Origin of the sequence: Sphingomonas sp. LC-1 (genome assembly GCF_025371035.1) — a bacterium.
GTDB classification, from domain to species: Bacteria; Pseudomonadota; Alphaproteobacteria; order Sphingomonadales; family Sphingomonadaceae; genus Sphingomonas; species Sphingomonas sanguinis_E.
In genome coordinates, this window is sequence record NZ_JANZXB010000004.1 from 264349 (window position 1) to 280470 (window position 16122).

The following is a 16122-nucleotide window of genomic DNA, read 5'->3' on the forward strand; positions in this document are numbered from 1 at the left end:
CACCCCATGCCCAAGTCCGAAAATCACGCTAGTCCCTCGGATCGTCGCAGCGCCATCGTCGTGGGCGGCGGCGTCATCGGAACCACCACCGCGCTGGCCCTGCAACGCGCCGGTTGGGCGGTGACGCTGATCGAGGCGGAGGACAGCCCGCGCGCCGCCTCCTGGGGCAATGCCGGCCATATCGCGACCGAGCAGGCGGAGCCTATCGCCTCGCCCGCCATGGTGCGCGGTTTCGCCAAACGGCTGTTCTTTCGCGGCGGCGCGCTCGCCCTGCCGCCGCGCGAGATCGCGACTTGGCTGCCCTTCTCGCTGCGCCTCCTGAAAGCGGCCCGGCCCGCCCGGTACGAGCGGGCGCACGAAGCGCTGGCGGGGCTGCTCGCCCAGGCCATGCCCGCATGGCAGCGTCATGTCGCCGCGCTCGGTGCGCCGGATCTGCTGCGTCCTGACGGCCATGTCGTGCTCTGGGAAACGCCGGAGAGCGCCGCGCGCGGCTTGGCGAACTGGCAAGCGGCCGACACCGGCACCGCGCGCTTCCGCTCGCTGACCGAAGCGGAGTTGGGCGACTGGCGGACCCGAGTCCGTGCGCCCATCGCGGGCGGCATCCGCTTCGAGGGCAGCGGCCAGATCGCGGACCCGGCCCGCCTCGCCGAAATCGCGACCGCCCGCTTCCTGGCGGACGGCGGCACCCGCATCGTCGCCCGCGTCGAGACGATCGATGACGGCGAGGTCCGCATGACCGACGGCCGCGGCCTATCGGCCGACCAGATCGTCGTGACGGCGGGCGTGGCGAGCGCTGCCCTGCTCCGTCCCTTCGGCTTGAGGGCCCCGATCATCGCAGAGCGGGGCTATCACCTTCAGACCGGCCCGGACGTCGACTGGCCCGCCGACCTGCCTCCGGTGGTGTTCGAGGACCGCTCGATGATCGTCACCCGCTTCGCCGGGGGCTTACGCGCCGCGAGCATCGTCGAATTCGCCCGCGCCGAGGCCAAGCCCGACCCCGCCAAGTGGAATCGCCTACGCCACCACATCGCGGCGCTTGGCCTGCCGATCGGCGAGGACGCCAAACCCTGGATGGGCGCACGGCCGACCCTGCCGGATTACCTGCCCGCGATCGGGCGCGTACCGGGGACTAGGGGTGTGTCCTATGCCTTCGGGCACAATCACTTGGGGCTGACGCTCGCGCCGATTACCGGCGAGTTGGTGACGGCGATGCTGGATGGGGCCACGCCGTCCATGCCTCTGAACGCTTTTGACCTGGCGAGATTTGTCTGAACCCGCGCGACCAACGCGGCATGCTCTTTTTTAAAGAAGCAATCGTGATCCTAGCTTACCAGCGTTTCCCAGATAGCGCGTAAGATGACAAAAAGCAGAATTGCCATGCCAACCACCCCTGCGGTCACGTAAAGACCGACACTCCACCAAAACAAGAAGGGCCGACCATATCTTGTGATCGGCTTGAACGGTCGCCTCGTAGGGAATTCGTCATTCAGCCACGCCGGGATGAGGTGAAAAGCACTTACAAATAGCAGCCCGCCAGCTGCCAAAATATCTTGTCGCATTCATCCGCCCCTTCTCCCCTCTTATACTACCAAAGGCTGCGAACGTCAGCGTAGGATGACGCCAACTCGATACCCCGCCCCCCTCGACATCCCGCCCCCATCCGCTATCGGTTAACCACAGCGCATCGGGGGAGCGGCGACCGGGTCCGTGCAGATCAAGCGGCTTCGCATTTCGGGTTTCAAGAGCTTCGTCGATCCGGCCGATCTGGTCATCGAACCGGGGCTGACCGGTGTTGTCGGGCCCAATGGCTGCGGCAAGTCGAACCTGCTCGAAGCGCTGCGCTGGACGATGGGCGAGAATAGCGCGCGGTCGATGCGCGGCGCGGGCATGGAAGACGTGATCTTCGCGGGCACCGCGACCCGCCCGCCGCGCGACTTTGCCGAGGTCACCATCCTGGCCGAACGCGACGGCGACGAGACCGAGATCGTCCGCCGGATCGAACGGGGCGCGGGATCCGCCTATCGCATCGACGGGCGCGACGTGCGGGCCAAGGACGTGGCGCTGCTCTTCGCCGATGCCGCGACCGGCGCCCATTCGCCCGCGCTGGTCAGCCAGAACCGGATCGGCGCGGTCATCGCCGCCAAGCCCGCCGAGCGCCGCGCCATGCTGGAGGAGGCGGCCGGTATTGCGGGCCTGCACGTCCGCCGCCGCGATGCCGAGTCGAAGCTGCGCGCGACCGAGACGAACCTGACCCGGCTGGACGAGGCGATCGCCGACCAGGACGCGCGCATCGCGACGCTGCGGCGACAAGCGCGGGCGGCGGAGCGCTATCGCCTGCTCTCCGACCAGATCCGCGTGGCCGAGGCGCGGATGATCTTCGCCCGCTGGCGCGACGCGGCCGAAGCGGCGAGCACCGCCAAGACCGAGGCCGAGGCCGCCGAACGACAGGTGGCCGAAACCACCGCCGCCGAACGCGCCGCCGCCAAAGCGCAGGAGCAGGCGGTCGCGCAGGCGGCCAGGGCGCGCGCCGCGTCGCTGGCCGCGCGGGATGGCTTGAGCGAGGTCGGCCATGCCTTGTCCCGTGCGCGCGACCGGCGTCATGGCCTGCAACGCCGGATCGAGGAACTGGCAGGCGCGCGGACCCGGATCGGCGAGGATCGCGCGCGCGAGGATGCGCTGGCGCATGACGCCGCCGCCGCCATCCAAAGGCTAAACGAGGAATGCGAGGATCTGGAGGCGCGCATCGCCCATGCGGTGCAGGCCATGCCCCGGCTCGACGCGCTGCTGGCCGAGGCGGAGACGAAGAACCGCGATGCCGAGGTCGCGCTGGCCCGAGCACTGTCCGCCCAAGCCGCCGAAGCGGCCGAGCGCCGGATCGCGGAGGCCGCCCTCGCCGCCGCCCGCGCCCGCCATGCCCGGGCCGAGCGCGACGCCCGATCCGTCGCCTCCGCCATCGATGCGCTGCCCGACATGGCCGAGCAGGACGCGGCGCGCGAGGCGGCGATCGCGACCCAGCTTGCCGCGCGGATCGACGCCGACAAGGCGCGCGCCGCCCTGGGCTGGGCCGAGGAAAGCGAACGCACCGCCGCGAGCGAACGCGATGCGGCGGAGACCGCCCGGGCGCAGGCCATCGCCGCGCTGGCCGCGTTGCAGGCCGAGATGACGGCGCTGACCCGCGCGACCGAGCGCAAGGGCGGCGACCGCCTGCTCGACGAAGTGCAGGCCGAACCGGGCTTCGAACGCGCGCTGGCGGCGGCGCTGGGGGACGAACTGGATACGCCGCTGGCCGACTGGCACGGATCGCCCATTGCGGCGGATGATCCTCCCGCGCCGGTCGGGACGCTGCGGCTGGGCGAGCGGATCGCGGCGCCCCCGGCGCTCGCCCGGCGGCTGTCGCAAATCTTCCTGGTCGAGGCGGATTCGGGTCAGGCGCTGGCGGTCGGACAGCGGCTGGTCACGCGCGAGGGGCGGCTGCGGCGCTGGGACGGCTATGTCGGCGAAGGCGGCGGCGCGGCGGCGGCCGAGCGGATGGAGCGGCGCAACCGCCTGACCGCGCTGGAAGCCGAACGCCCGGCGGCGGAGGCGGCGGTGCAGGCCGCGACCGAGACCAGGACCACCATCGACGACCGGATCGCCCGAGCCCGCGCCGCCGCCGCCAGTGCGCGGACGCTTCATGCCCAGGCCGACGCCGCCCTGCGCGACGCCCAGCGTGCCGAGGACCGGGCGCAGGCGGTGATCGAGCGGCTGTCCGCGCAACGTGCCGACCTGGCTATGCGAGCCGAGCGGATCAGTGCCGAAATGGACGAGGCCCAGGCCGAATGCGTCCGCGCGGAGGCCGCGCTGACCGCACTTCCCGATGGCTCCGCCAGCGCGGCGGAGACGACGCGGCTTCAGGGCGAGACGCAACTGGCCCGCTCGGCGGTCGCGCTCGCCCGATCGGAGCGGACCACGCTGGAGCGCAGCCTTGCCCAGACCCGTGACCGTCTGGCGGCGGCGCGGGCGGAGGCGGAAAGCTGGAACCAGCGTGCCGGGCAGGCGGCGGGGCGGATCACGGAAATGGACACGCGCGCCGCGACGCTGGAGCGGGATGCGGCCGCGCTGGCCGACCGCCCGGCGCAACTGGCCGAGGAGATCGCCAGCCTTGCCGCCGCGCATGACGCGGCCAAGCAGGAGGCGGAGCGGACCCAGGCCGAGGAGGCCGAGACCGAACGTACCCAGCGCGGCGCGGAGGCCGCCCATGCCCAGGCCAACGCGCTTCTGTCGACCGCGCGCGAGGCGCGGGCCGGGGCGCTGGCGCGGGTGGAGAATCACGAACTGCGCCGCGTCGAACTGGGCCGGGTGTCGGGCGAGCGCTTCGCCTGCCCCGCGCCGGTGCTGCCCGAAAAGCTGAACTTCGACAGTGCCAGCGTCGGGTCTCCGCAGGTCGAGGCGGCGGCGCATGACAAGCTGTCCGCCGATCGCGAGCGGATCGGGCCGGTCAACCTCGTCGCCGAACAGGAACTGGCCGAACTGGAGGCCAGCGGCGCGGCCAGTGCCGCCGAACGCGAGGATCTGGTACAGGCCGTGGCGCGGCTTCGCGGCTCGATCGGGCTGCTCAACCGCGAGGGGCGGCAAAGGCTGCTGGCGGCATTCGAGGCGGTGAACGGACATTTCCAGACGCTGTTCGCGACGCTGTTCGACGGCGGCTCGGCGCATCTGGCGCTGATCGATTCGGACGATCCGCTGGAGGCGGGGCTGGAGATCATGGCGCAGCCGCCGGGCAAGCGGCTCCAGTCGCTGACCCTGTTGTCGGGGGGCGAACAGGCACTGACGGCGGTGGCGCTGATCTTCGGGCTGTTCCTGACCAACCCCGCCCCGATCTGCGTGCTGGACGAGGTCGATGCGCCGCTGGACGATGCCAATATCGATCGCTTCTGCGGGCTGCTCGACCGCATGACGCGCGAGACGGACACGCGCTATCTGATCGTGACGCACAATGCGGTGACGATGAGCCGGATGCATCGATTGTTCGGCGTGACGATGATCGAACGCGGGGTCAGCCGGCTGGTCTCGGTGGATTTGCAGGCGGCGGAGACTTTGCTGGCGGCGGAGTGAGGACGCGTTTCAAAACGCCAACCTCGCGAATCCATGGCCGCTCCCCGGCGAAGGCCGGGGTCCAATTGCGATGCGCTATCGCAGGCGCGGAGCATTTGCCTCCCCCGCATTGAATAGCGCGCCACCGATTTGGCGGACCCTGGGCCCCGGCCTTCGCCGGGGTAGGGCTGCATCTTCAAAACCTCCGTTCAGCCTGAGCGAAATCGAAGGCCTCGCCAAACCTTTACGGCAGCAGGAACGTCCCCTCGATCACCGTGACGCACCCGCCGCCCAGCACCACCCGGTCGCCCACCAGTCGACAGGTCAAACGCCCGCCACGCGCGCTCGCCTGCTCCGCCACGAACGACTCGCGCCCCAGCTTTTCCGTCCAGTACGGCGTGATCACCGCATGCGCCGAACCCGTCACCGGATCCTCATCGATGGCGAAGGCGGGCACGAAGACCCGGCTGACGACATCCGCCTCCCCCTCGCCGCCACGCGCGGTCAGGATGACGACATAACGGCCCGCATCGGCCAGTGCGGCAAAGTCCGGCGTACAAGCCCGAACCCTCTCCGCATCGTCCACGACGATAACGGCATAGCCCGCCGGATGGCGCAACGTCTCCACGACGCCGTGCACGCCCAAAGCCTCGACCACACCGGGCAGCGCCTCGGGCAGCGGCGCACGCTCGGGCAGCGACAGGCTATAGCCCAGCCCGTCACGCGCCACCTCCAACACCCCCGCATGGCGCGTCGCAAACCGCACCCGCTCACGCACGGTATCGGACGACAGCACGACATGGCCGCTCGCCAGCGTGGCGTGGCCGCACATTTCCACCTCGTCGCCCGGCGTGAACCATCGAAGTTCGAAATCCGCCTCGCCGCCGTCTGCCGGGACCAGAAAAGCGGTTTCCGACAGATTATTCTCCTGCGCGATCGCCAGCAACAAGCCATCGTCCGGCCAGCCGGAAAGCATCATCACCGCCGCCGGATTGCCGCCGAACGCGGCCGAGGCGAAAGCGTCGACCTGCGCGAACGGAATGCGCATCAATAGACCCGCTTGCCGAACCAGTGCGGCGTCACATCCGCCTCGACCAATGGATTGTCGGTGTCGACATGGCCTTCGGGATCGAGGTGGATCAGCACCTCCACCTTGGGGAAGGCGCGGCGGAGTGCGCGTTCCACGCCCTCGACAATGTCATGCGCGGCGGCGACGGTCAGCTCGCGCTCCACCTCCATATGGAATTGCGCGAAGTCGTGACTCCCCGAGCGGCGGGTGCGGAAGTCGTGAATGCCCTTCAGCCCCGGCTGGCGTGCGGCGACATCAAGGAATGCGGCGCGCTGGTCGTCGGACCATTCCTTGTCCATCAACTGGTCGATCGCGGTCGAGGACGCCTGGAACGCGCCCCAGGCCAGCCACAACGCGATGGCGATGCCGAAGACCGGGTCCGCGCCGTGCCAGCCGAAATACTGGTCCAGCACCATCGCGACGATCACCGATCCGTTGAGCAGCACGTCCGACTGGTAGTGGACATTGTCGGCCAGGATCGCGACCGACCCGGTGCGGCGGATCACGCTGCGCTGATAGGCGAGCAGCACCATCGTCGCCAGGATCGCGACCACCGACACGCCGATGCCGAATTCTGCATCGCTGGTCGGATTGTCCGCGCCCAGCGCCATCACCGCGCGCCACGCGATGCCCGCCGCCGAGGCGGTGATCAGCGCCACCTGGAACAACGCCGCCAGTGCCTCCGCCTTGCCATGGCCGAAGCGATGGTCATGGTCGGCGGGCGTCGCCGCCAGCCGGACGCCGTACAGGGTCACGAGGCTGGCGAGCAGGTCGAGCGCGGTGTCGGCGAGCGACCCCAGCATCGCGACCGATCCGGTCCGCCACGCCGCAAAGCTCTTGAGCGCCAGCAGGAACAGCGCCATCGCGACGCTGGCCAGCGCCGCCCTGGTGGCGAGCGGAATGACCTTCTTGCGTTCGTCCTGGGTCACGGGAACAACAACCCTTCCTCCCAGCCGTCCTCGCCGGTGCGGGCGAAGACGCGGCGCTCATGCAGGCGATGTTCGCGGTCGAGCCAGAATTCGATCCGCTGCGGGGTGACGCGATAGCCCCCCCAATGCGGCGGGCGCGGCACGTCGCCACCCTCGAACCGAGCGCGCATCTCTTCGAACCGCGCCTCGAACGTGGCGCGATCGGCCAGCGGGCGCGATTGCTCCGACGCCCAGGCGCCAAGCTGCGAGTCCCGGCTCCGGCTCGCGAAATAGGCATCGGATTCGGCGTCGGTCACGCGGCTCACCGGCCCCTCGATCCGAATCTGGCGGCGCAGCGATTTCCAGTGGAACAGCAAGGCGGCCTTGCTCCCCTCGCCCAGTTCCTGCGCCTTGCGGCTTTCGCGATTGGTATAGAAGACGAAACCCTGTGGGCCATGGCCCTTGAGCAGCACCATCCGCACCGAAGGCTGGCCGGCCGCATCGACCGTCGCCAATGCCATCGCGTTGGAGTCGTTGGGTTCGCTGCTCCGCGCTTCGGCGTACCAGAGATCGAACAGGGCAAAGGGATCGTCGGCCATGCGCGCGTCCATACGCCCGTGACGGCCGAAAACCAATGTCGCGAACGGAAACGCTGAATCGCCTATGCGCCACCGCGGGCAACCATGATTTTATGGCACCTTCGTCATGTTTTCCCAATCATCTGTTGCAACCTGGGGCCGATGCGGCGATTTTCCGCCCCCCATGGACTTCAGCGTCACGCCCTCCGAGGATAGCCCTGCGCAAGCCGCCGCCTGGATCGCGGCCTATCGCGACACCGCGGCCGGTGCGGACGTGCTGGCGGGATCGGGCGATCCGGCCTGGACGGCGATGCTGGAGGAACTGGCCGCCGTCGCCAGCAACCTGGCCCATGCCCGCGAGCGCGTACAACGGCACGCGGCGGACATCGGCACCGGCTTTCGCATCATCGGCGAGACGGACGAACGCCCCTGGCCGGTCTCCCCGGTTCCCCTGTTGATCGACATCGGCGAATGGACGGGGATCGAGGCAGGGGTCAAGCAACGCGCCACGCTGCTGGAGACGATCCTGGCCGATCTCTACGGCCCCGGCGACCTGGTGGAACGAGGCCATATTCCCGCCGCGCTGGCGACCGGCAGTCCCTATTTCCTACGCCCCATGGTCGGCGTGATGCCGCCGGGCGGCCATCATCTGAGCTTCGTCGCCTTCGACCTGGCGCGCGGCCCCGATGGCGAGTGGCGGGTGCTGGCCGATCATCTGCGCAATCCGGCGGGGGCGGGCTATGCGCTGGAGAACCGGCTGGCGGTCAGCCGCACCCTGGGCGGCCTGCAAAACCGGCTGAACGTGCAGCGGCACGCGCCCTTCTTCGCCGCCTTTCGCGCCGGGCTCGCCGCGCAGTGCCGCCGGGCCGACCCGCGTATCGGGCTGCTGACGCCGGGGCGTTTCAACCCCAGCTATCCCGAACAGGCGCATCTGGCGCGCTATCTGGGCCTGTTGCTGGTCGAAGGGGCCGATCTCGCCGCGATCGAGGGACAGGTCTATGTCCGCACCGTCGCCGGGCTGAAGCGGATCGATGCGCTGTGGCGGCGGCTCGATCCCCGGATGCTCGATCCGCTGGCGTTCGACAGCCATTCGCAGATCGGCGTGCCCGGCCTGATCGACGCCTATGTCGAAGGGCAGGTGGTGATCGCCAACGCACCGGGGGCGGGCGTGCTGGAGAGCCCGGCCTTCTCGGCCTTTCTACCGGTACTGGCGCAGGAGATACTGGGTGAGCCGCTCAAGCTGCCGACCATCGCGACCTGGTGGTGCGGCGGCTCGGCGCAGGCGGCGCATGTCACCGCGAATCTCGACCGGATGCTGATCGCGCCTGCCTTCGGGCCGCGGCCGCTCGGACTGCCCGACGGTGCCCGGGCGGGAGCCGGCCTGTCCGCCGAGGCGCGGGCCACGCTCCTTGCCGATATGGCCAAGCGCCCACAGGATTATGTGGGGCAGGAGATGGTGCACCTGTCCACCATGCCCGTCGTCATCGACGACCGGCTGGAACCGCGCCCCTTCACGCTGCGGGTGTTCGCGGCGCGCGATGCCGAGGGGCAATGGGTGGTCCTGCCCGGCGGTTTCGGGCGGATCGGCGACCATCCCGAGGCGACCGCCGCGATGATCGGCGAAGGCCTATGGTCCGCCGATGTCTGTATCCACGGGCCGGAGCCGGTGGCGCCGATGTCGCTGCTCGCCGCCCCCGATTCGCTGCATGTCCGGCGCAATCCGGGGACGTTGCCCAGCCGGGTGGCGGACAATTTCTATTGGCTGGGACGCTATCTGGAACGCGGCGAGGCGTTGCTTGCGGCGATCCGGGTGATGCTGGGCAATTCGATCGATGTGGACGGCGGCGCGGCACTCGACACGCGTACGGTCGGGCGGCTGGTCGGCCTGATCACCGGCGCGGGCGCGGCACCGCATCCCGACAGCCTGCACCGCGCCGCCCTGACCCAGTTCGCGCGGACCGCGATGGAGGATGAAGGCTGGCACTCGGTCGCCCGCATCAACCGGCTGGCGCGCGGGATCAGCGAGGGTTCGCGCGATCGCCTGTCCGCCGACATGGTGCGATTGCTGGAAGCCCCCTTCCCCAGCCATGCCGGGATGCTCGACCGGGCGGGCTCGCTGCAACGCCGCTATGCCGCGATCGCCGGTCTGTCCGCCGAGCATATGGTGCGGACGACCGCGTGGCGGTTCCATGACCTGGGCCGCCGGGTCGAACGCGCGATCGCCGTCGCCCGCGCGACGCGGCTGTTCGGCATGGCGGGAGCATCGGCGGACGATCTGTCCACCCTGCTCGACCTCGCCAACAGCCAGATCAGCTATCGCCAGCGTTATCCGACCGGTCTGGCGCGCATCGCGGTGGTCGATCTGGTCGCGCTCGATCCCAACAATCCCCGTGCGCTCGCCTATCAGACCGCGCGCATCGCCGACTGCCTGTCGCGCCTGCCGGTCCTGTCCGACGACGACATGGCCGAGCCGCAGCAGGCGCAGGCCATCGCCATCCGCGCCGCCGTGGAGACGGCGGACGCCCGCACGCTCGACGCCGACATGCTGGGCGATGTCGAGCGGCGGCTGGGCCTCTTGTCGGAGGCGATCGCGCGCCGCTATTTCCTGCAAGGGGCGGAGCCGTTGCGCGCCGGGGGACTTACCCTCGCATGATCTACGACATCCGCCACATCACCCGCTTCGATTACGGTGCGCAGGTCAAATATGCGCGGTGCAATCTGCGCCTCAAACCCATCGACTGGCCCGGCCAGACGCTGGAAAGCTATGACCTGATCGTCGAGCCGGTCGGTCGCACCCGTTCCGCCCGCGCCGAGGCGGGACTGGCGCATGTCACCCGGCTGGTGGTAGATCGCCCGGTGCGCAGCCTGACGATCGAGAGCCGGGCGCGGATGCTGGTCGATCGCCCCGTCCCGATCCCTTCGTCCGACGATCCCACGCTGGCGGAGGTATCCGCGCTGGCGCGGTCCAGCCGCGACCTGTCGCCGGCGGGCCCGGCCAATTACATCTTCCCATCGCCGTTGATCCCGCTCGACCCCGCCATCGCCGAATGGTGCTCCGCCGACCTATCACCGGAACGGGGTGCGCTGGAGGCGGGCTTCGCGCTGGCGAACCGCATCCAGCGCGAATTCGCCTTCGATCCCGCCGCGACGCTGGTGGACACGCCCCCAGCCGACGCGTTCCACCAGCGTCGCGGGGTGTGCCAGGACTTCGCGCAGATCATGATCACGGGCCTGCGCGCGGCGGGCATCCCGGCGGCCTATGCCTCGGGCTATATCCGCACTTTGCCGCCCCCGGGTCAGGCGCGGCTGGTCGGTGCGGACGCGACCCATGCCTGGGTGCTGATCTGGGGCGGGCCGGCCCATGGCTGGGTCGGGGTCGATCCCACCAACGGCATCTGGATGGCAGGCGACCACATCATCGTCGCGGTCGGCCGCGACTATGCCGAGATCGCGCCGGTCGACGGCGTCGTGCTAGGCTCCGGCGCCCAGAAGATGGACGTCAGCGTCGATGTCGCACCGCTGGGGGAGTTGGTGGCCGGGTAGCGGATTGCCCCTTCGCCCTGCCCCGCCCTCCATTCGATCTGAACGGAGGGCGGAGTAAGAAGCGTCTACCCGTCCTCGGTCACTGCGTTGGGATTGTCCTTGTCCGGGTCGGGGTGGCCACCCGATCCATGATAGGCCGCTCCGCTCTGGCCGCCATGGAAGTCGCCCTTGCGTTCGGGCACGCCTTCATATCCGCCGCCCTGGCTTTCGCCGCCATGTTTGCCGGGTGTGTCCGAGACGCCGTCGGGGGCGCCCTTCTTTCCGTCCTTATCGACGGCCTGCATCGGCTGGGTCATGATCCGTCTCCTTCCCGGCTGCAACGCACGGGGCACGGATTGCGCTCCGGCGCGGACTGCCCCACATAGATCGATAAGACACTGCCAACGGGGAAAAGAGTGGCCGATCCATATCAGACGCTGGGCGTGAGCCGCACGGCCAGCGAAGCCGATATCAAGAAAGCCTATCGCAAGCTGGCGAAGGAACTGCATCCCGACCGCAATAAGGATAATCCCAAGGCGGCCGAGAAGTTCAGCCAGGTGACCAATGCCTATGACCTGCTGAACGACAAGGACAAGCGCGCCCGGTTCGATCGCGGCGAGATCGACGGTGACGGCAATCCCACCTCGCCCTTCGGCTATGGTGGCGGCATGGGTGGCGGCGGCCCGCGCCCCGGTGCGGGCAGCGGCGGCTTTCGCCAGCAATTCGACTTTGGCGGCGAGGGTGCCGACATGTCCGACATCTTTGAGGGGATGTTCGGCGGGGCCGGTCGCGGCGGGTTCAGCGGCGGCTTTGGCGGTTTCGGCGGCGGCCGCCGGCCCGCGCAGAAGGGCAACAACATCGCCTATGCGCTCAAGGTCCCCTTTGCCGACGCCGCGACGCTCAGCGCGCAGCGGGTGACGCTGGGCGATGGCAAGACCATCGACCTGAAACTGCCCGCCGGGGTCGAGACCGGTACCCAGATGCGACTGGCCGGCAAGGGCGAACCCGGCGCGGGCGGCGCGGGCGATGCGATCGTCACGATCGAGGTCAGCCCCCATGCCTTCTTCACGCGTGACGGCGACGATGTCCGCCTGGACCTGCCCATCTCGCTGACCGAAGCGGTGCTGGGCGGACAGATCAAGGCCCCCACCGTCGAGCGCCCGGTCATGCTGACCGTGCCCAAGGGCACTACGTCGGGCAAGACGCTGCGCCTGAAGGGCAAGGGCTTTCACAAGAAGAATGGCGGGCGCGGCGACCAGTTGATCACGTTGATCATCGACATCCCCGCCGATGATGCAGCGCTGCAACGCTTTGCCGCCGAATGGACCGATGGCAGGAACCCGAGGGCCGCCATGGGCGTCTGATCGTTCCATGAGCGATGCGACCGGCCTGACCCCTGAAGAACGTGCACATTATCATGGCAAGGCCCGTCGACGGCTGGACCGGCAGATCGCCAAGGTCCGGCCGGGTTCCTATGCTTTCGAGGTCCTGAAACGCACCAGCCTGGGCGTGTTCAACGACGGCTTCATCCATGCCGGGAACCTGGCCTATCTGGCGCTGATGACGCTGTTCCCCTTCTTCATCACCACTGCCGCGCTCCTTTCTCTGTTCGGACAGAGCAACGAGACACAGCATGCGGTGGAAGGCTTTCTCCATGTGCTGCCGCCCGATGTCAGCGAATTGCTGCGAAAGCCCATTTCCGATGTCCTGGCGGCGCGAACCGGTTCGCTGCTATGGCTCGGCGGGCTGGTCGGGCTGTGGACGGTGGGCGGTTTCATCGAGACGATCCGCGACATCTTCCACCGCGCTTACGGGGTGAAGGCGACGGCGGCCTTCTGGCGCTCGCGGCTGTCCTCGACGCTGGTCATCATCGCCTCGGTCATCATCGCGCTGCTATCCTTCCTCGCCGCCGGTATCCTGACCGCTGCGGAACAGTTCATCTATCGCCTCGTACCCTTCGCGCAGGACGTGGCGGGCTGGGTCGGCCTGTCGCGCTTCATTCCCGGCGCCGTGATGTTCGGCGCGCTCTACATGCTCTTCTATTCCGTCACGCCCTCCAAATATCGCGAAAGCGACTGTCCCAAATGGCCCGGCGCGCTGTTCACCGCCGCCTGGTGGGTCAGCATGACGGCCTTGCTGCCCGTGGTGCTGGCGCAACTGGGCGGGTATGACCTGACCTATGGCAGCCTGGCGGGCGTGGTCGTGATGCTGTTGTTCTTCTATCTCATCGGCCTGGGCCTGGTTTTCGGCGCGCATTTGAACGCGGCACTGGCGGAACCACCGGAAACGGCGCTAGAGAGGGCGATTGAAGACAGTGAACCGGCAGGAGCGGTAACGGCGTGAACGGATTGATGGCAGGCAAGCGGGGGCTCATCATGGGCCTGGCCAATGACAAATCGCTGGCCTGGGGCATCGCCAAGCAGCTTTCGGAGGCGGGCGCGGAGCTCGCCTTTTCGTATCAGGGTGCAGCGATGGAGAAGCGGGTGCGCCCGCTGGCGGAACAGCTTGGCGTGGCGCGCCTGTTCGACTGCGACGTCTCCGAGATGGAGTCGCTCGACAAACTGTTTGAGGACCTGAAGGCGGAATGGCCGACGATCGACTTCGTCGTCCATGCCATCGGCTTTTCCGACAAGTCGCAGCTGCGCGGGCGCTATTACGACACCACGCTCGACAATTTCCTGATGACCATGAACATCTCGGCCTATTCGCTGGTCGCGGTCGCCCAGCGCGCGCGCACGATGATGCCCGAGGGCGGCTCGATCCTGACGCTGACCTATTATGGCGCGGAAAAGGTCATTCCGCATTACAACGTCATGGGCGTGGCCAAGGCGGCGCTGGAGACGAGCGTCAAGTATCTCGCGGTCGATCTGGGTCCGGAGAATATCCGCATCAACGCGATCTCCGCGGGCCCGATCCAGACGCTGGCCGCGCGCGGCATCGGCGACTTCAACTATATCCTCAAGTGGAACGAGCTGAACTCGCCGCTGCGTCGCACCGTGACGATCGAGGATGTGGGCGGCGCTGGCCTGTACATGCTGTCCGACCTGTCGTCGGGCGTGACGGGCGAGATCCACCATGTCGACGCCGGGTACAACGTCATCGGCATGAAGGCCGAGGACGCGCCGGACATCGCGCTGGCGTAATCAACTCTTCCTCCCCTGCAAGGGGAGGGGGACCAGCGAAGCTGGTGGAGGGGTGTCGCGCTCTGCGAGCGAAGCCCTTTCTCTCCACCGGCTACACCCCTCCGTCAGGGCTGCGCCCTGCCACCTCCCCTTCCAGGGGAGGAATAGCGGCCAACATTATCTATCGCGCCTTGCGCTCCGGCGACGCTAAAGACGAACCCATGTCCGAACAGCCCAACGCTGCCATCACCATCCGCCCCGCCCAAGGGCAGGACGTCGCCGCGCTCGACGCGCTGCTGGTCGCCAGCTTTCCCGCCCCCGCCGAAGCCGCGCTGGTCCGCGACCTGTGCGTCGAAGGCGACATGGTGCTGATGCTGGTCGCGATCGACGAGGCGACGGACGCGCTGGTCGGCGCGATCGCCTTCAGCCGCATGAGCGTCGAGATCGGCGGCAAGCCGATCAACGCGGTCGCGCTCGCCCCGATCGCCGTCGCGCGCGACTGGCGGCAACAGGGCGTCGGCGAGGCGCTGGTCGCCGCGGGGATCGAGCGGCTGGAGCAGGAGGGCGTCGTCCTGTGCTTCGCGCTGGGCGATCCCGCCTTTTACGGTCGCTTCGGATTCGCGGCGGACGTAGCGAGCGGTTTCGACAGCCCCTATGGGGGCGACTATTTCCTGGCGGTGCCGCTACAGGGCGGATTGATCCCCTGCGGCGTGCGGGGCGCCGCCGCCCATGCCCCCGCCTTCGCCCGGCTTGGAGACGCAGCGTGAGTTTCAACAGTTTCGGTCGCCTGTTCCGCTTCACCACCTGGGGTGAGAGCCATGGCCCGGCGCTGGGCGCGGTGGTCGACGGGTGCCCGCCGGGAATCGCGCTGTCCGAGGAGGATATTCAGCCCTGGCTCGACAAACGCCGTCCGGGCACCAGCCGCTTCACCACCCAGCGCCGCGAGCCCGATCAGGTCCGCATCCTGTCGGGCGTGTTCGAAGGCAAGACCACCGGCACCCCGATCAGCCTGATGATCGAGAATGTCGACCAGCGGTCGAAAGACTATTCCAACGTCGCGCTCGCCTATCGCCCCGGCCATGCCGACTATGCTTATGACGCGAAATACGGCTTTCGCGACTATCGCGGCGGCGGGCGCTCCTCGGCGCGCGAGACGGCGGCGCGGGTTGCGGCGGGCGCGGTCGCGCGGGCGGTGATCCCACAGGTCCGCATCCGCGCCTGGGTCGAATCGATCGGCGGCGACCGGATCGACTATGATGCCTTTGACGATGCGCAGATCGACGCGAACCCCTTTTTCTGCCCCGATGCGGCGGCGGCGGAACGCTGGGAAGCGATCGTCGACGGCGCCCGCAAGTCGGGCTCCTCGGTCGGTGCGGTCGTCGCGTGCGAAGCGACCGGGGTTCCCGCCGGCTGGGGCGCGCCGCTCTATGCCAAGCTGGACAGCGAACTCGCCTCGGCCTGCATGAGCATCAATGCGGTCAAGGGCTTTGAAATCGGCGACGGGTTCGCCGCCGCCGCGCTGACCGGCGAGCAGAATGCCGACCCGATGCGGATCGGTGACGGCACCCCGCAATTCCTGGCCAATCATGCCGGCGGCATCGCGGGCGGGATCGCCACCGGCCAGCCGGTGACGATGCGCGTCGCGTTCAAGCCGACCAGCTCGATCCTGACCCCCGTCGACACCATCACCCGCACCGGCGAGGAAACGCAGATCGCGACCAAGGGCCGTCATGATCCCTGTGTGGGCATTCGCGGCGTTCCGGTTGTGGAGTCGATGGTCGCGCTGGTTTTAGCCGATCAGGCGTTGCTTCATCGCGGTCAGTGTGGTTAAATAGAGGAACGGACGTTCT

General features: G+C 68.6%; 13 protein-coding genes. 9 read left to right on the plus strand and 4 right to left on the minus strand.

The genetic code is table 11. From position 1 onward, the window contains the following. Window positions 1-6 precede the first annotated feature (6 nt). Both NZL82_RS08350 and NZL82_RS08355 read left to right on the plus strand, forming a co-directional pair. Window positions 7-1272, plus strand: coding sequence for an FAD-binding oxidoreductase (locus NZL82_RS08350; protein ID WP_261269291.1), 1266 nt, complete (start codon window positions 7-9; stop codon window positions 1270-1272). Between the two features lie 435 nt (window positions 1273-1707). Continuing rightward, window positions 1708-5094 (plus strand): chromosome segregation SMC family protein, encoded by a 3387-nt coding sequence (locus NZL82_RS08355; RefSeq protein ID WP_261269292.1) that lies wholly within the window; start codon window positions 1708-1710, stop codon window positions 5092-5094. A 223-nt stretch (window positions 5095-5317) separates the two neighbouring features. On the opposite strand, the gene NZL82_RS08360 is transcribed toward NZL82_RS08355, so the two are convergent. From NZL82_RS08360 to pdxH, 3 genes are read right to left on the minus strand one after another with little or no spacing between them, the layout of a single operon-like run. Next, window positions 5318-6121, minus strand: a complete 804-nt coding sequence (locus tag NZL82_RS08360) for a PhzF family phenazine biosynthesis protein (protein ID WP_261269293.1) — start codon at window positions 6119-6121, stop codon at window positions 5318-5320. Further along, window positions 6121-7071, minus strand: a complete 951-nt coding sequence (locus NZL82_RS08365) for a cation diffusion facilitator family transporter (protein ID WP_261269294.1) — start codon at window positions 7069-7071, stop codon at window positions 6121-6123. Before NZL82_RS08365 ends, NZL82_RS08360 begins: the two co-directional genes overlap by 1 nt. Then, window positions 7068-7649, minus strand: a complete 582-nt coding sequence (gene pdxH, locus NZL82_RS08370) for a pyridoxamine 5'-phosphate oxidase (RefSeq protein WP_261269295.1) — start codon at window positions 7647-7649, stop codon at window positions 7068-7070. Before pdxH ends, NZL82_RS08365 begins: the two co-directional genes overlap by 4 nt. Window positions 7650-7812: 163 nt before the next feature. Here pdxH and NZL82_RS08375 point away from each other — a divergent pair, with 163 nt between their 5' ends. Both NZL82_RS08375 and NZL82_RS08380 read left to right on the plus strand, forming a co-directional pair. Next, window positions 7813-10281 carry a circularly permuted type 2 ATP-grasp protein gene (locus tag NZL82_RS08375; RefSeq protein ID WP_261269296.1) on the plus strand — a complete coding sequence of 823 codons (2469 nt, stop codon included), beginning with the start codon at window positions 7813-7815 and terminating at the stop codon, window positions 10279-10281. Beyond that, window positions 10278-11171 carry a transglutaminase family protein gene (locus NZL82_RS08380; protein ID WP_261269297.1) on the plus strand — a complete coding sequence of 298 codons (894 nt, stop codon included), beginning with the start codon at window positions 10278-10280 and terminating at the stop codon, window positions 11169-11171. Before NZL82_RS08375 ends, NZL82_RS08380 begins: the two co-directional genes overlap by 4 nt. A 65-nt stretch (window positions 11172-11236) precedes the next feature. Here NZL82_RS08380 and NZL82_RS08385 read toward each other — a convergent pair whose 3' ends face one another. After that, on the minus strand, window positions 11237-11467 hold the full coding sequence (locus NZL82_RS08385) for a hypothetical protein (RefSeq protein WP_261269298.1): 231 nt from the start codon (window positions 11465-11467) through the stop codon (window positions 11237-11239). A gap of 99 nt (window positions 11468-11566) precedes the next feature. Between NZL82_RS08385 and NZL82_RS08390 the strand changes: the two genes are divergently transcribed. The 5 genes from NZL82_RS08390 (at window position 11567) to aroC (ending at window position 16103) form a co-directional block, all read left to right on the plus strand. Then, a complete protein-coding gene (locus NZL82_RS08390) occupies window positions 11567-12514 on the plus strand; it encodes a J domain-containing protein (RefSeq protein ID WP_261269299.1) in 948 nt (315 codons plus the stop codon). Between the two features lie 7 nt (window positions 12515-12521). Further along, the gene (locus NZL82_RS08395; protein ID WP_261269300.1) at window positions 12522-13493 is read left to right on the plus strand and encodes a YihY/virulence factor BrkB family protein; all 972 of its coding nucleotides are present in this window, start codon (window positions 12522-12524) and stop codon (window positions 13491-13493) included. A gap of 8 nt (window positions 13494-13501) precedes the next feature. Continuing rightward, window positions 13502-14293 (plus strand): enoyl-ACP reductase FabI, encoded by a 792-nt coding sequence (gene fabI, locus NZL82_RS08400; protein ID WP_261269366.1) that lies wholly within the window; start codon window positions 13502-13504, stop codon window positions 14291-14293. A 200-nt stretch (window positions 14294-14493) separates the two neighbouring features. Continuing rightward, the gene (locus NZL82_RS08405; protein WP_261269301.1) at window positions 14494-15039 is read left to right on the plus strand and encodes a GNAT family N-acetyltransferase; all 546 of its coding nucleotides are present in this window, start codon (window positions 14494-14496) and stop codon (window positions 15037-15039) included. Next, on the plus strand, window positions 15036-16103 hold the full coding sequence (gene aroC / locus NZL82_RS08410; RefSeq protein WP_261269302.1) for a chorismate synthase: 1068 nt from the start codon (window positions 15036-15038) through the stop codon (window positions 16101-16103). Before NZL82_RS08405 ends, aroC begins: the two co-directional genes overlap by 4 nt. Window positions 16104-16122 lie beyond the last annotated feature (19 nt).

Coding starts and splice junctions, on each gene's coding strand:
- NZL82_RS08375 (WP_261269296.1), top strand. CDS start 7,813: ATGGACTTCAGCGTCACGCCCTCCGAGGATAGCCCTGCGCAAGCCGCC.
- NZL82_RS08360 (WP_261269293.1), bottom strand. CDS start 6,121: ATGCGCATTCCGTTCGCGCAGGTCGACGCTTTCGCCTCGGCCGCGTTC.
- fabI (WP_261269366.1), top strand. CDS start 13,502: ATGGCAGGCAAGCGGGGGCTCATCATGGGCCTGGCCAATGACAAATCG.
- NZL82_RS08350 (WP_261269291.1), top strand. CDS start 7: ATGCCCAAGTCCGAAAATCACGCTAGTCCCTCGGATCGTCGCAGCGCC.
- pdxH (WP_261269295.1), bottom strand. CDS start 7,649: ATGGCCGACGATCCCTTTGCCCTGTTCGATCTCTGGTACGCCGAAGCG.
- NZL82_RS08385 (WP_261269298.1), bottom strand. CDS start 11,467: ATGACCCAGCCGATGCAGGCCGTCGATAAGGACGGAAAGAAGGGCGCC.
- NZL82_RS08405 (WP_261269301.1), top strand. CDS start 14,494: ATGTCCGAACAGCCCAACGCTGCCATCACCATCCGCCCCGCCCAAGGG.
- NZL82_RS08380 (WP_261269297.1), top strand. CDS start 10,278: ATGATCTACGACATCCGCCACATCACCCGCTTCGATTACGGTGCGCAG.
- NZL82_RS08395 (WP_261269300.1), top strand. CDS start 12,522: ATGAGCGATGCGACCGGCCTGACCCCTGAAGAACGTGCACATTATCAT.